This window comes from Caldanaerobius polysaccharolyticus DSM 13641, assembly GCF_000427425.1.
Lineage (GTDB): Bacteria > Bacillota > Thermoanaerobacteria > Thermoanaerobacterales > Caldanaerobiaceae > Caldanaerobius > Caldanaerobius polysaccharolyticus.
Map to the genome: position 1 here is coordinate 560423 of NZ_KE386494.1, position 15618 is coordinate 576040.

Consider the following 15618-nt stretch of genomic DNA (forward strand, 5'->3'; position numbering starts at 1 on the left):
TATTACCACCTTACAACTTTATTTTCTCTCGCTGATTCGTATGCCATCAAAGCAATCTTAAGGGCAAATAAACCGTCCTCACCTGTTACTGGAGAAGGTCTATCATTTTTAATGCAATCAATAAAATCCTTCAACATTAGATAATTCATATCATCTCCCCAGTCCAAATACTGGCTATATTTAATATTATTGCTATATAGCATTCCATGTTGTGCAAATGCGTCTAAATTAATTGCTCCTTTCGTACCTATTATTTCCATAGTCACATCTCCCCATGTAGGAAAAGATTCAGGCCTCGACCATGAAGCATCAAGTGTCGCGTATGTGCCATTTTCAAATTCCATTGATATGATTCCACTATCTTCAACAGGTATATCGTAAAACATGGTACCCATCTTGGCATAAACTTCTTTTATATCAGAACGTAAAATCCAATGCATCAGGTCCGCAACGTGTACGGTATGGTCTATAATAGCGCCTCCTCCAGATAGATTTTTGTCGACAAACCACCCGCCGGGCATCTTACCATGATTTGTGGCATTTATAGCAATAATGTCTCCTATTATCCCACTATCAATAATCTCTTTTGCGCGTTTTACTGACGGTTCATATCTTACTGGAAACGAAACCATCAATTTTACGCCATTTTTATTACATTCATCTATCATTTTTTCTGCATCACTAATGGTAGTTGCGATTGGTTTCTCTACAATAACATTTTTCTTAGCTTTAGCAGCATTTATCGTCATTTCGGCATGTTTTACATTTGCAGAACATATGATCACTGCATCTATGTCTTCATCTAACAGTTTTTTATAATCTTTATAATATTTAAGCCCATAATTTTGCGCAAAATTTTTACCTGCTAGCTCATTGCTTTCAGCAATCCCTGCAATTTCAACATTAGGAATGTTCTTTAAAGCAGATACATAACCATTAGCATGCATATGCTCACAGCCTAAAATACCTATCCTCATTTTAGCACCTCCTCAGGTTTAACTGGTCTATCCAACTTTATAGATTTTATAGCAGCCAGCGCAATACCCAATGACTCTAATGCCTCATTCCCTGAAATAGGCGGTTCTTTTTTAAATTCAACTGCATTTAAAAATAGCCTTATTTCTCTTGTGTACGGATTAGAATCTGTATCGAGCGGGCTTTCTGGTACAGCTACACCACTTTTTTCACTCTTTATATTTGTTGTTCTAACATTAAGAGGTACTGATTTAGAACTGTCATATTCAATAAGTCCCTCCGTACCTGCTATTTCAAGTTTAGTTACAAATGGAGTGTCCTCTGAACCTGACCAGTCCGCTACAAGATGAGCTATAACGCCATTATAAAATTCTAAAATTACAAGGTCATATTCTGGATCTTTGTAATCTTTTCTTTTTAAAATATTACCTTTTGCATATACTTCTTTAACAGGTCCAAAGCACATTTTTAAAAAATCTATATCATGTATAAGCATATCCTGTATTGCCCCGCCGCTTTTTTCCGCAATGCCATACCATTCCCTCGTTACAGCTGGATTAGGTCCACCCCTATATGTCCTCACTATCTTAGGAAGACCGATAAGTCCTTTTTTTATTGTACCATACGCATTCTCATATTCCGGAAAATACCTTAAGACATGTGCAACCATAAATGTGACTCCTGCGACGTTTGTGGCTTCTATCATCTTTCTCCCTTCTTCGATACTTAAAGCCATTGGCTTTTCACACAAAACATGCTTTTTTGCAGAAGCCGCTTTAAGCGTATAATCGCAATGTAAATAAGTCGGTACACATATATCCACAACATCTATATCAGGTCTTTCTATTATTTTATCGCCATGATCATAATATTCGGCATTAAACATCGAAGCGAGCTCCTTGGCTCTCTCTGGTATTATGTCTGCAACCGCAACAACCTTTGCTTCAGGAATACTTTTATAGCACTTTGCATGTATAGTACCAATACCACCTGCTCCAATAATACCCACTTTAAGCATATAAGTTCCTCCTTTTAAATTAATTTTATAGCTTTGTACAATAATATCCTGCCTTTCTTCCCAATAACATTTTATTATTCACTGCTATACTAAAGGCTACAGCTTATTTCTTTTTCATCAATAAGACTCGCAGCTTTTCTGTCGATTACCAGAGTAACATCGGGGTGAAGGGCAAGGACTGTTGAAGGCACATTTGTAGTAAGGTATCCTTTTATAGTTTCTCTTATAGCCTTCGCCTTGTTCTGGCCGGATGCCAGCAGCATAATCTTTTTGGCCTTCATAATCGTGCCTACACCCATGGTTATAGCTTTTCTTGGCACCTCTTCAGCACTATGAAAAAATCTCTTATTAGCCTCTATGGTCTCTTTAGCCAGCTGTACCACATGAGTTTTGGTATCTATATTGGTATCAGGCTCATTAAAACCTATATGGCCATTTACTCCCAACCCTAATATTTGAAGGTCAATACCCCCTGATTCCCTTATGGCTTCTTCATATCTTTCACATTCTTTCTCCAAGTCCTCGGCGCATCCATCAGGAATGTGAATATTCTCTGGCTTTATGTTTATATGGTCAAAAAAATTTTTGTGCATATAATAATGATAGCTTTGCTCATGGTCCGCAGGTAAACCGATGTACTCATCAAGATTGAAGGATACCACATTTGAAAAATCGATAATACCTTTTTTATACATTTCAACAAGTTCGCCATACATGCCCAATGGCGTACTGCCTGTAGCCAGTCCCAGTACCAGATCTGGCTTGTTTTTTATCTCCCACGCCACCATTTCCGCTGCTTTTCTACTCATGTCCTTGTAATCTTCAGTTATAAATATCCTCATATCAATACCCCTTTCAATACATCAGTAGATTCCAATACCCGCGCCACTCCGCCTATACACCCAGCATTGTTGCCCAACAAGGACTTTTCGATGGTGACATCAAAGGGTGCCAACCGATTCACAGACGCCATGATCTTATCCATTGCTTTGTCTCCGGCGTAATATAGATCGCCACCTAATATCACTTTTTTAGGATTTATAACAGCGATCAAATTCGCTATTCCCATAACCAGCAGTTCAATATATTCATCGATTACCTTCTGGCACAATTTATCGCCAAGCTCATATCCCTCGAAAACCATATGCGGTTTAACCGCTGAACCAGTTTCGTTAATCGCTTTATGAAGATACGAATCACTATAGCTGGCCATCAACTTCAATGCATTTCGTACCATGGCATGATCGGCAGCCTGCAACTCAAAAGCGCCAAAATCATTAAGAGTGAAGCTCTCCTTAACTCCTTGTCCAAGTACCATATAACCGATCTCTCCAGCCGTATAACTGCTACCTCTATATAGTTTACCATCAATTATTATTCCACAGCCTATACCTCTGGCCACAGATAGATATATGAAGTTATCAATCCCTACGCCAGCGCCCTTCCACTTCTCTCCAAGTGCTGACAGTTTTACATCATTTTCAGGATAAACAGGTAGGCCTATTTTTTTCTCCAGTTCCTTTGATATCTTTACATTTTGCCATTTTAAAGCCGGTGAGTATACAACAGAGGCTTCTTCAATATTCACTATACCCGGAATGCCTATTCCTACCCCTAGCACTTTCCCTTGATCTCTTAATTTATCTACGATGTCAATCACATCCTTTATAACATCTTCACCGCTGTTTAACCTGCATATAGTGCTATTTAAAATATTGCCACCTAAATCAGACAACACCGCCCTTATGCTATAACCGCTGATATTTATACCTATAACTCTGGCTACATCCGGGTTAAAAACCAGGTTTATTGGCTTTCTACCACCATTAGATGAAGCCTCGCCTTTCCCCTCTTCTTTTACATAGCCAATTTTAAGCAGCTCATCTATAATTGATGAAACAGCAGATTTGCTCATGTTGAGTTCTTTAGCTATATCAGCCCTGGAAATAGATCCTTTACGAACTATCAAGCTTATAACATTAGACATGTTTATATTCTTCATCATCTGCGTAGATGCCTTTTTATAGATTCCCACTTTATTGCCCCCATAGTTCGTTCTCTTGACTAACTAATTTGATTCTATCATATATAGCTTAATTTTGCAATACCGTTACTTATTGACCATATCGGTTGATATTATTTATTCATGTACATCTATCATGACTTTCATGGCGTGATCTTTTTGTTTTTCTATGTATTCGTAAGCCTTAAGGTAATCTCTAAAAGGAAAATGATTTGTAATAAGAAATTTAAGATTTACTTTTTTGTGCTGAATCATTTCAATGGCTTTTATATAATCTTCTTCCACATACATCAATGTCCCTATCAGCCTTAGCTCTCTATCCTGTACCAGCCCCAGATCTACCGTGACCTTTTGACCAAACACTCCTACTACAATGATGTCTGTCCCTTTGCGGGCACAACTTATCGCCTGCTCTACAGTAGCATTGACTCCCACACACTCCAGAATCAGATCGGCTTTGTCGGGTCCAAAATTTTCTGTTAGCGCCTCTTTAAGGTCCTTTTTATCAGGGTTTACGCAAAAATCTATACCACATCTTTCAGCAATACCCAGGCGATAATCGCTCAGGTCCGTTATCATAACCTTTTCCGCTCCCATTCCCTTTGCCGCCTGAGCCACAAGATTTCCTATCGTGCCTGCCCCCAAGACCAACACTTTTTTCCCGATGACACCGTTGCTTCTTCTCAGCGCGTGCACAGCCACGGCCAAAGGTTCCACCATAGCTCCCTCATCGTAGCTTATGCCTTCAGGGAGCCTTAAAACCTTTTTAGAATCTACAGCAAAGTATTCAGAAGCCATACCAATGGTCTGAAAGCCCATTACTTTAAGCTCCTCACATATATTATACCTTCCATGAGTACATGGATAACAACTGCCACAGTACACCTGTGGTTGCACTGTAACCATATCTCCTGCCTTTAAATTCCTTACGTTAGAGCCAACCTTTACTATTTGCCCGGACACCTCGTGGCCCTGAACGACCGGATATCCTGTGTAGGGATGAGTGCCATGATAAACGTGGACATCTGAACCGCATATACCTATTCTCATTATCTTTATAAGTACATCATTGACCCCAATTTCCGGAATGGGAACATCCCGAAATTCTATTTTACCAGGAGAAGTCATAACCGCTTGAATCATAAGTGACCATCCTTTCTTAAATAAGCCTTCGTACTCCGTTGCCTACAATCAACTGGGGTGTATATATTACCTCTCGATTTACAATAGACCTATCTTTTATCCTCTCCAAAAGCATCTCGCCAGCTTTCCTGCCTATTGTTCTGGCATTTAAAGTCACTATACTGGGCTGTACGTACATAAGCTCTACGTTATCTATATCGCCATAGGAGGCTATGGATACGTCTTCAGGGACCTTTATTTTATTTACCCTGAAATATTTCAATGCACCCAGTGCCATGGCGTTATTCATAACTACCACTGCCGTCGGCGGATCAGTCAATTTCAGCAACTCTGCTGCCCCCTGATAACCGGATTCCATAGTAAAATCCCCATCGTACCTGTAAACGTAATCATCTCCCACTTCTATACCTGCTTGTAACATAGCCTTTTTAAATCCCTCAAAGCGTTCTTTACCCGTACTTACGCTTAAATCTCCGTTTATCACAGCGATTTTCCTGTGTCCTGAAGATAACAGGTGTTCGGTTAAAGTATAAGCTCCCTCAAAATTATTGCTGTCAATAAAGTCCCCTCTAAAAGCACTGTCTTGCACCTTTCTGTTAACCAGAATTACGGGCAAATCATTGCTAAGTTTGGAAATAAAATCATCGTTTCTGCCTGTGGTATTTAATATCAAGCCGTCAACCTTCCGGCTTATAAGCAATTTAAGGTACCTCAACTCTTTTTCTTTTTTATTGTCAGTGCTGCACACGATCATATTGTAATTTTCTTTATTTATAACGTCCTCTATCGCTTTTGTCATTGAGGTGAAATAATCATTAGAGATATCAGAAACAATAAAACCTATGGTAAAGGTCGTATCGTTTTTCAAACTCCTCGCTATTGAGTTAGGATAATAGTTTAGCTCTTTAATTGCTTTTAAAACCCTTTTCTCTATCTCCGGGCTTACGTAATAATTGTTATTTATAACCCTGGATACAGTAGCAATAGAAACTCCTGCATGTTTAGCCACATCCTTTATTGTAACATTGCTCACAGGCCTTGCCCTCCGTAAACGTATTCTAAATATCCACTAAATACATATTTACTATATTATATAGCGTTTCTCTTTGTCAAGATAAATTTAACAATAAGGTTGCATCTGTAAGTTACGAGTTTTGTAGCAAAATGTGAAATTTATTGACTTTTCCCATATAAAGTGCTATTCTATCTTATGTTATTATGTGGATATTTAACCGATAATGTGTTATATATTGTTGTATTATCATGAAAATTAAGATTGTTTTTTAGTGGCATGTTTTCTAATTTTGCAGTTTGAGGAGACACAAAATGTTAATCCGCAAAGACGTTTTAAATTTAACATTGCCTATTATCGCCGAACAGGCATTTGTGATGTTCATGGGCGTCATAAACACTATCATGGCCAGTCGTTTGGGAAAAGAGGCTGTTTCAGCCATAGGTATGGTTGACTCTATAAACAATATATTTATCGCTTTTTTCTCCGCCCTGGCAGTAGGCGGTACGGTGGTAGTAGCGCAATACATAGGCCAGAGAAGCGTTAAATACGCCAATGAATCGGCAAAGCAGGCAGTATACTCAGGAACGTTATTATCTCTAGCCATAACCATTATCATGTGGGTATTTCGCAAATACATAGTCATGTTGCTCTTTGGGGCAGCAGAGCAAAGCGTTTTGAACAACGCCAACATATACATAACGATAACGCTTATGACGTACCCCTTTATCTCATTGCAGCTTGTAGCCAGCGGGGTACTTCGAGGCGCAGGCGACACTAAAACCCCTATGAAAGTTACCATAATGATGAACGGACTCAATGTGGTATTCAGCTACATTTTGATATACGGCTTGCACATTAAAATACTTTTTTTGCACGTATTTCTAGAAGGCCTCGGAGTAAGAGGCGCAGCTCTGGGAATTGCCACCGCCAGAATTATCGGTGCGATCACTATAACACTGGTCTTAATCAGGGGATCAAAAATCATTAAATTGACCCAATTACACAGGTTTAAATTAAACACCACACTGCTTAAATCTATATTCAACATCGGTATACCCGCTAGCGTGGAGTCATTGCTCTTTAACGGCGGAAAGCTGATAACGCAGGTCTACATAGTAGACATGGGCACCGTATCCATAGCCGCTAATTACATAGCAGGTTCCATAACCGGCATGTTGAATATTCCGGGTTCAGCGATGAGCATAGCCGCCACCACCATCGTAGGTCAAGATATGGGCAAAGGGGACAGCAATGATGCAAAAAACTCAATGTGGTATCTGACAAACCTTTCAACCGCATGCCTTGCGACACTAGGAGCACTGTCTTTTCCCTTATCAAGAGTACTGGCCTCATTGTACACCCAGAACAGCGAAATAATAGCCCTTACTTCCAGCCTGCTCAAATGGTACGCCCTATGGATGCCCGTATGGCCTTGGGCTTTTGTCCTGCCCGCAGGCCTAAAAGGCGCCGGAGACGTTAAATACACTATGGTCACTTCTATCATAGGAATGTGGGCGTTCAGGATTACAATGGGTTACATACTGGGAATACCGCTAAAAATGGGTGTAGTTGGCGTTTGGCTGGGCATGTTCACCGATTGGCTGGTTCGGGGATTTCTCTATTACAAGCGCCTACAAAGCGGCAAATGGAAAGAACACACCGTGGTGCAAAAAAACTCTCCACTTAACCTATAAATAAAACTCATCATTCCTTATGCTCCTGTCTGCCTCCAGAACATCTCATACACTGTAAACATAACATAATAACATAAAGAAGTTTTCCTACAATCGAAAGGAGTTCTATTTATGCTATCAAGCGTTAAATTTATAAAGCAATCACTGGAATTGCACCTCTTTTTTGCGAGGATTATGAAAGAACATTCGTTCTTTTTAGAAGCAGGGTTTACTCCAAAGGATGCCAATTTTACTTACCAAGCCGACGTATTACGAATGGAGTTCGACAGACTTTTAGCGGATACAATATCGCTATCTAATGGCGTCGTCAGCCCCGAGGTTGTTCAATCCGGCGAAGTAGTCACACCTTATACGTTAAGGGCTGAAATGGCAACGACGTATTATACAGGAGTACAGATACCAACTGGCCTTACACAAGCAGAAACCGGATTAATGGGCGGGGAACCTATGATCTCAAACCCATTTCTTGAGCAAAACGTATTTATATTAAATCAACAAGCGATATGTTTAATCTCGGCTTTAATACAGTTTAAGACTACACTTTTGTCCAATGTATTGTCCTGCAGAATGTTTACAGTCAATTATCCGTTACTTATTGACCACATTTTGCGGGAAGCGAAGTTCTATTTGCAAATGGTTCAAAGGCTTCAAAATCGTGAAGAAATCAATGTAGAAAAAGAAGCCTACGAGCAAGAAATATTCTGGAATAAGATTATGGCAGAACATTCAAAATTTATACGGGGATTATTAGATCCAACTGAAGACGAGCTTATTAATATTGCTAATAACTTTGGAAACGAATTTGACCAGCTGGAAAAAGAAGCAAAACGAGCTATGGATAAGGCATTGCCACCTGAAAAAGTTACAAGGGATAGTCTCGAAGCCACAAAGAAGATCCGCGATTTTAAGGCGCAAGGTACGCAAGGATTGCTTGAATGTAAAATCAGATCCATAATTATACCGCTATTGGGTGACCATGTACTGCGCGAAGCTAATCATTATCTGCGTTTGTTAAAAATGTTTCAAAAAACTCATAGTGTAAAATCGGCAAAGTAAAAAACTCGCCCTATTTGAGCGAGTTTTTATATTCCCTCTATCCGTGAATAAGGGCCGGAAGGCACCTAACGCACACATGTTTTGTTTCGCCCTTATACCTGTATTCCAGAATGGGTGCATCGTACTGGGTATTGCCGCAAAACGCACAGCTGTCAGCCTTTAGCCTCATCTTGTGCTCTATAACAGCCTGCTCATTAAAAGGCGCAGCCTCTCTTTCCTCTATGGTCAATGCCCCTGTGGGGCACACATTGAGGCAAAAGCCTGCCCCATCACAGAGCTCCTCGCTTATCACCCTGGCCTTGCCGTCAACTATGGCGATGGCGCTTTCTACGCAAGGCGAAACACATAAGCCGCATCCGTTGCATTTTTCCTCATCGATTTTTATAATCTTTCTTAAAACCACAATACCACCTCTTTACAATATTTTTAAACCAGGACTATTTTACTATAAATAAAATAAAAAACTGTGATATATGTCACAAAACAGCTTTTTGATGTGTTTATATAGTGAAAATGTGGCGGGGGTGATCAAAATCCAACACGAGAATTTCAAAGATATCTTTGAAGCTTATTACCATAAGGTATGCCGGCAGGTAGCACTCACCTTAGGAGATGAAATCCTGGCCCAGGATGTGGCTCAAGAAGCCTTTTTAAAGCTTTATACAAATCCTCCCGCCGATACCGCCAGTATAGGAGGTTGGTTGTGCAAGGTGGCCATGAACATAGCTTATAACCGAATAAGAACTGAAAAAAACTTGAAAAGCCGCGAGCAAAAAGCACTTTCGCAGGATCTGCTCTTCTCCCCAGAAGACACAGTTATAGACATGATGGAACGCAAAAAAGCCAGAGAGGTGCTTATGAAAATGGACAGAAAAGACATGATGTGCCTAGTGCTCAAGCATTCGGGATACAGCTACGAGGAAATCGCCAATGCCCTGGGCATAAAAAAATCCTCAGTGGGCACCACTATTGCCAGGGCTCAGAGAAAGTTTAAAAAGCTATTTGAAAGCGAGGTGTAAAACATGTGCTTTGATGAAGGTACTCTTCAGGCCTATATAGACAATGAACTGGACGATGACACCCACAGGGAAGTAAGATTTCATGTAATGCAATGCGCAAAATGCAGATCCAAGTTAAAAGAGCTTAAAGAAATAGACAGCTTCGTGGGCAGGACCATGAATGTACCGCCCATAAATACCGACACAGCGTGGCTTGTGTGGAGCAAAAAAATGATGAAAAGGAGAGGTGTGTTCAATATGGTAAAGAGGTATAAAAAATACATCGCAACGGCAGCGGCCGTCGCCTTTATCGCGTCATCCATCATCTTTCCCCCCGTAAGAAATGTAGAAGCCCACTTATTGAGCCTTTTCAGGCTCAACAAATTCCAGGCCGTCACCATAACTCCTGATGACATACAGAAGATGCAGATGCAATTTCAGCAAAACGGCATCAATAATATAGACCTCAAAGAATTTGGCGACATAAAAATCGCCGGCGATCAAGTATTTCAAACCTTCCAGCCCGACGAAATAGATAAGTTCAAATCTTCTCTGGGGTACGATATAAGCATACCACAAGTAGACAACTTCAAAATTCAATATTTAAGTATAGAGAAAAGCAGAAAAATAGAATTTAAGCTTAACGTAGATAAAGTCAACAGCCTGATAAAAACCTTTGGCGGAAACAAGCTGTTCCCAGAAAGCTTGAAAGGAAAGACATTCACCGTAAACCTCGGCGATATAGCCAATATAGGTATGAGAGAAGGAGAAGGTCAGGACAAAAACAGTTCTTTCCTCTCCATGGGCACCGTAAAAGTTCCTGAGATCACCGTGCCCGAGGGCGTGGACCTCAATGAGGTAAGGGATGCTGTCATAAACCTGCCGTTTCTACCCGATAATATCAAAAAACAGATAGCCGCAATAAAGGACTGGAAAAACACCATACCTGTGCCTCTTGCCAATGACAAAAACAGCAGCAGCGAAGCCCAAAACGTGACTATAAACGGCAATCCGGGCATCCTGGTGGTACACCGCCTCAAAAATCAGAATTACCAGTACAGCACACTGGCATGGGTTAAAGGAGACGTAATATACACTCTCCAGTCATCAAACCTGCCGCCGGACCAACTAACTCAAATAGCCGGGTCCATGAGGTGATCCCATGATAATAGAGACGTACAGCCTGACAAAGCAGTTCAACGGCAAGGGAGGTTTTTCTGATATAAACCTGACCGTAGACAGCGGTCAGGTGTTTGGTTTCCTGGGACCCAACGGCGCAGGAAAAAGCACTTTTGTGAAGACACTGGTGGGGCTATTGTACCCCACCTCAGGTCTTGCTTACATCCTGGGAAAGCCCCTAGGCGATGCAACCGTCAGGGAAAAAATCGGCTTTTTGCCCGAGGGCTTTAAATATCACGACTGGATGACAGGTAAGGAACTTATGGAATTTCACGCCAGGCTATATAAAATGAAAAACCCCAGTAAAAGAATCCAAGAGCTTATAGAACTGGTAAAACTAAAAGGGCACGAATCAAAAAGGATCAAGAATTACAGCAAGGGCATGCAACAGAGGATAGGTCTTGCCATAGCCCTTTTGCCTGACCCTGACGTCGTATTTTTGGATGAGCCTACCTCAGCATTAGACCCGGTGGGGCGTATAGAAGTGAGGGAGATCATAAAAGAGCTTAAAGCCATGGGTAAAACCGTATTTTTAAACAGCCACCTTTTAAGCGAGGTGGAAATGGTATGCGATGAAGTAGCGATTATAAACCACGGGCACATCATAGCCAAGGGAAAGCTTGACGAGCTCCTCGCGAAGACCACCAGAGTTGAAATAACAGCAGAAGGAGTATCTTCTGACCTGGTAGATAAACTGTCGTCTATGGGCGACGACTTTCAAATCCGTGGCAATACCATGGTACTGACAGTGAAGAACAGGGATGACATCCCCTTGATATCAAAAACAGTGGTGGAGTCAGGAGCCAGGCTCTACGAGCTTAAAAACCACACAGATTCACTGGAAGAGTTATTTATAACCCTGCTAGGAAAGGATGAACAAAATGCTGACCATCGTTAAATACACCATAAAGGAAATGGCCAGAAAACGGGCTTTGCTTTTTGTAGCTCTGCTTACCGCAGGGTTTCTTGCCATCTATGGATACGGCTTGCATATGGTCTTCAGAAACACTGGCAATAGTGGCAACTTCACCAACGTTTTTTACTACATACAATATTCACAGCTTCTGTCAGCGGGGCTTTACTTTGGCAGCTTTATAGTGGCATTTTTGACCGTATTGACATCGGTCAGCGCCATATCAGGAGACGTGGAGAGCAGCGCCATATATGCAGTGCTGGTAAAACCCATAAAAAGGTATGAGGTTGTACTGGGCAAATTCATAGGCTACGGAATCATCCTCACCGTTTATAGCTCCTTTTTCTTCCTGGCCATAATCGGCCTCAACATAGCTACAGGCAACAAGTTGACCTTTCAATTTTCAAACATCCTGAAGGCGATGTTTTATTTTGACCTGGGGCCTATAGCCTTCCTGTCCTTTGTCGTATGCATGAGCTCTATGCTTTCCACCGTCAATACAGGTGTCATAAGCGTCATGGCGTACGGCATTGCTATGATAGGCGGCATCCTGGAGCAGATAGGGACATTAATACCCAAAGGAGAGGGACAGGGCCTGATCAACGCAGGTATAATCACCAGCCTTGTAATGCCCACTGATGTGATCTTTCGCAAGATGACCTCAGAGCTTTTAAGCACCTCAGAGGGATTTAGCTTTATAACAGGCGGGCTTTTCGGCGCTCAATCCCAGCCCAGCCCTTATATGATAGGGTACATCTTCGCGTACATCGTCTTTCTGGTGATTTACGGCTCCGTAAAATTCACTCACAGGGATCTCTAAACTGCTTCTGTCCCATCTTTTTCTTTAAACTGTTTATCTGCTCCAGCCTCTGTTTAAAATTCTTTTCCAGGCCTGATTCCGTAGGTTCATAATAACTCCTATCCTTTAAATTATCAGGCAGGCACTGCATGTCTGCCACTTTCTCATCATAATCGTGAGCGTACTTATACCCATCGCCATACCCTAGCTCTTTCATAAGCCTTGTAGGGGCATTCCTCAGGTGAAGAGGCACTCCTTCTGCCATGGTTTTCAATGCATCCGCCTTTGCCCTGTTGTAAGCCACATACACCGCGTTGGACTTGGGAGCCAGCGCCAGATATACAGCCGCCTGGGCCAGGTTTACGCTGCATTCTGGCATCCCAATATAGTGAGCAGCATCATAGGCAGCCACCGCTATCTCCAGTGCTCTTGGATCTGCCAGCCCCACGTCCTCCGATGCAAACCGTATCATCCTCCTGGCCACGTACAGAGGATCCTCCCCTGCCTCCAGCATCCTGGCCAGCCAGTATACCGCTGCCTGACAATCGCTGTTTCTCAAGGACTTGTGAAACGCCGAAATGAGGTTATAATGCTCTTCTCCCTGCTTGTCGTACAGCAGGGATTTTCTCTGCATGGCATCCTCCAGTATAGCATCTGTTATCACCCGCCTGCCGTTGCCATCGACAGGGCAGCCTGTAACAGCCATCTCCAGGGTATTTAACGCCACCCGGGCATCCCCATTGGCAAAGGTAGCTATTTTTTGCAGCTGCTCATCTCTTATTACCACATCGTACTGCCCCAGGCCGCGCTGGCTGTCCTCTAAAGCCCTTTTGAGCAAAACCATAAGGTCCTTCTCGCTCAATGGGTTCATGACAAAGACCTTGGAGCGGGATAACAGCGCCGAATTCACCTCAAAAGAAGGATTTTCTGTAGTCGCCCCGATCAATATGATATCGCCTTTTTCCACATAAGGCAAAAAAGCATCCTGTTGCGCCTTATTGAAGCGGTGAATTTCATCAATAAACAGCACAGTCTTGTTCCCAAATCTGCTCTCAGCCTCAGCCTTTTCCATGATCTGCTTTATATCTTTTATGCCAGAGGTGACTGCGCTAAATGTGACAAAATTGGAATGGGTCATATGAGCGATGATCATAGCTAAGGTGGTTTTACCCACGCCCGGCGGTCCCCAGAGGATCATGGACGTTATGCTGTCTGTCTCTATAAGGTTTCTCAAAAGCTTGCCCTTTCCCAGTATATGCTCCTGACCCACAAACTCATCCAGATTCTGAGGTCTCATCCTGTCAGCCAGCGGCTTATTTTTTTCTCTTTCCCCATCAAATATAGACCTTTGTTTATACATCAAATCCTCTCACCAAACTCCTCATCATTCATATCGTATACCTTCCACGGTATTCTGCTTATCAATTTGCCTCTATATAATGCCTGGCTACCCATGAATATGTGCTGGATATTTCCCTTATCAGGAAGTTTAACCTCATACCATATACTTCTTTTGAACTCACGCATATTCACAATATTTCGATCAGCTATGGAGTTAAAAGCTCTGCGGTATACAATCAACTTGCCATTTACAACTCCCACGTCAAAGCGCTTAATATCGTTACCCTTGTAAAATATCCTCATCTGAAGCTGGTACGCTACTTTATTTGAAATCGGCGCTTTGGTCGTAAGTCCAATCCATAGCACGCCATTATACCTGAATACCCGCAAGTCATCCAAATCCGCACTTTTATATATCTCCTGGCTGAACATACCATCGATACTCTTTGCTACTATATAATCTTTGGTTTTATCCAGCGCGCCCAAGGACGGCAACTGGTTAACCCCTGAAATATTCACCTTTGGCACATACCCAAACAGCTCACTCTTCCTGACAAAAGCCATCAAAAAAGGCTGCATTATCTCAATCTGCGTCCTATATTGCAACAACGCTTTTTTCTTGATGCTTATCTCATCTTGACTTAACTGGAATCTCTGCCATCTCTCCCATTTAAGATCTATCGGTGGGTTTTCATTCAGCGTAGTAACAGCCATCCACGGCACAGGCCATTGGGGATGGTGAACAAGATACGTATGTTCCCTTATATGGTAATTCTGTTGTAATATGGTATAAACCACGAAATTGCTAACAGCCCAATGATCGGCATTTGTATCATTAGGATCCGGATAAAAAATATCAGTAGGCCTAAAACTTTTGACCAAAGATGAAAACGCCTCAAAGGCATTCTGTCCTGTATACTCTATCCCAGGTCTGTACACGTTGGTCTTGTACGGTGAGCGATAAACCCATACGCCGCCACTTCTGCGCGGTACATTCCAGAAATCGTCCCACAAAAACCTCAAACTGCCATCGGCGAATCCTAAAAATATCAAATCTTTTCTCGGCAATCCCAGCGTTTGCATCGCCACTATGCTCTCTCTTTGCCTCTGAACCCCTAACCTGTAAAAGTCCTTATTGGTGGGATGTAGTCGTTTTGAAAAATTTATAGCCGCGCGCTTGTAACTCTCTCCAGATGTAAAAATAACTACTTTAATTGGTATATGCATCTTTAAAGCTTCTTTTATGACACCTGCGGCGCCTATAGATTCATCGTCTGGATGGGGTGCAACTACCATAATTCTGCTGCCGGGGTAATCAAATTCAGGGATATCGGTTTTTAACGTCATATTGGCAATAACCGAACCAAGATTCATCGTGCTAAATAAAAACACCAGCACCAGTGACACACCTGCTAATAAATACATATATCTCTTGATTCTTTTTTGCATCCCGCCTCACCCGAG

15 protein-coding genes are annotated in these 15618 nt (G+C 41.9%); 6 read left to right on the forward strand and 9 right to left on the reverse strand.

The annotated features are described in order from the left end of the window. Positions 1–2: 2 nt before the first annotated feature. From CALPO_RS0103660 to CALPO_RS0103685, 6 genes are all read right to left on the reverse strand, one after another. Entirely contained in the window at positions 3–977 is a 975-nt protein-coding gene (locus tag CALPO_RS0103660; protein ID WP_026486117.1) for a Gfo/Idh/MocA family protein, read from the reverse strand. Further along, entirely contained in the window at positions 974–1993 is a 1020-nt protein-coding gene (locus CALPO_RS0103665; protein WP_026486118.1) for a Gfo/Idh/MocA family protein, read from the reverse strand. The genes CALPO_RS0103660 and CALPO_RS0103665 overlap by 4 nt, the downstream gene beginning before the upstream one ends. A gap of 89 nt (positions 1994–2082) precedes the next feature. Further along, positions 2083–2835, reverse strand: coding sequence for a glucosamine-6-phosphate deaminase (gene nagB, locus CALPO_RS0103670; protein ID WP_026486119.1), 753 nt, complete (start codon positions 2833–2835; stop codon positions 2083–2085). Beyond that, entirely contained in the window at positions 2832–4028 is a 1197-nt protein-coding gene (locus CALPO_RS0103675) for an ROK family transcriptional regulator (RefSeq protein ID WP_026486120.1), read from the reverse strand. Before CALPO_RS0103675 ends, nagB begins: the two co-directional genes overlap by 4 nt. Before the next feature lie 105 nt (positions 4029–4133). Continuing rightward, complete coding sequence (locus tag CALPO_RS0103680; RefSeq protein ID WP_026486121.1) at positions 4134–5159, reverse strand: zinc-dependent alcohol dehydrogenase; 1026 nt, start codon at positions 5157–5159, stop codon at positions 4134–4136. Positions 5160–5175: 16 nt separating this feature from the next. Then, positions 5176–6192 carry a LacI family DNA-binding transcriptional regulator gene (locus CALPO_RS0103685; RefSeq protein WP_026486122.1) on the reverse strand — a complete coding sequence of 339 codons (1017 nt, stop codon included), beginning with the start codon at positions 6190–6192 and terminating at the stop codon, positions 5176–5178. Between the two features lie 293 nt (positions 6193–6485). Between CALPO_RS0103685 and CALPO_RS0103690 the strand changes: the two genes are divergently transcribed. Together CALPO_RS0103690 and CALPO_RS0103695 are read left to right on the forward strand one after the other, a co-directional pair. Beyond that, the gene (locus CALPO_RS0103690) at positions 6486–7868 is read left to right on the forward strand and encodes an MATE family efflux transporter (RefSeq protein ID WP_026486123.1); all 1383 of its coding nucleotides are present in this window, start codon (positions 6486–6488) and stop codon (positions 7866–7868) included. Positions 7869–7979: 111 nt separating this feature from the next. Next, positions 7980–8924: a DUF2935 domain-containing protein gene (locus CALPO_RS0103695; protein WP_026486124.1), complete on the forward strand. Its 945-nt coding sequence runs from the start codon at positions 7980–7982 to the stop codon at positions 8922–8924. Positions 8925–8961: 37 nt separating this feature from the next. On the opposite strand, the gene CALPO_RS0103700 is transcribed toward CALPO_RS0103695, so the two are convergent. Next, a complete protein-coding gene (locus CALPO_RS0103700; RefSeq protein ID WP_026486125.1) occupies positions 8962–9327 on the reverse strand; it encodes an ATP-binding protein in 366 nt (121 codons plus the stop codon). Between the two features lie 121 nt (positions 9328–9448). On the opposite strand from CALPO_RS0103700, the gene CALPO_RS0103705 reads away from it, so the two are divergent. The 4 genes from CALPO_RS0103705 to CALPO_RS0103720 are packed head-to-tail and all read left to right on the forward strand — an operon-like array spanning position 9449 to position 12834. Beyond that, positions 9449–9943: an RNA polymerase sigma factor SigX gene (locus CALPO_RS0103705; RefSeq protein ID WP_026486126.1), complete on the forward strand. Its 495-nt coding sequence runs from the start codon at positions 9449–9451 to the stop codon at positions 9941–9943. Between the two features lie 3 nt (positions 9944–9946). Further along, entirely contained in the window at positions 9947–11080 is a 1134-nt protein-coding gene (locus CALPO_RS0103710) for a DUF2275 domain-containing protein (RefSeq protein WP_026486127.1), read from the forward strand. Positions 11081–11084: 4 nt separating this feature from the next. After that, positions 11085–11999 carry an ABC transporter ATP-binding protein gene (locus CALPO_RS0103715; protein ID WP_026486128.1) on the forward strand — a complete coding sequence of 305 codons (915 nt, stop codon included), beginning with the start codon at positions 11085–11087 and terminating at the stop codon, positions 11997–11999. After that, entirely contained in the window at positions 11983–12834 is an 852-nt protein-coding gene (locus CALPO_RS0103720; RefSeq protein ID WP_026486129.1) for an ABC transporter permease, read from the forward strand. The genes CALPO_RS0103715 and CALPO_RS0103720 overlap by 17 nt, the downstream gene beginning before the upstream one ends. Here the strand turns inward: CALPO_RS0103720 and CALPO_RS0103725 are convergent. Together CALPO_RS0103725 and CALPO_RS0103730 are read right to left on the reverse strand one after the other, a co-directional pair. Then, positions 12815–14176: a replication-associated recombination protein A gene (locus CALPO_RS0103725; RefSeq protein ID WP_026486130.1), complete on the reverse strand. Its 1362-nt coding sequence runs from the start codon at positions 14174–14176 to the stop codon at positions 12815–12817. The genes CALPO_RS0103720 and CALPO_RS0103725 overlap by 20 nt on opposite strands. Next, entirely contained in the window at positions 14173–15603 is a 1431-nt protein-coding gene (locus CALPO_RS0103730; protein WP_026486131.1) for a PIG-L deacetylase family protein, read from the reverse strand. The genes CALPO_RS0103725 and CALPO_RS0103730 overlap by 4 nt, the downstream gene beginning before the upstream one ends. Positions 15604–15618 lie beyond the last annotated feature (15 nt).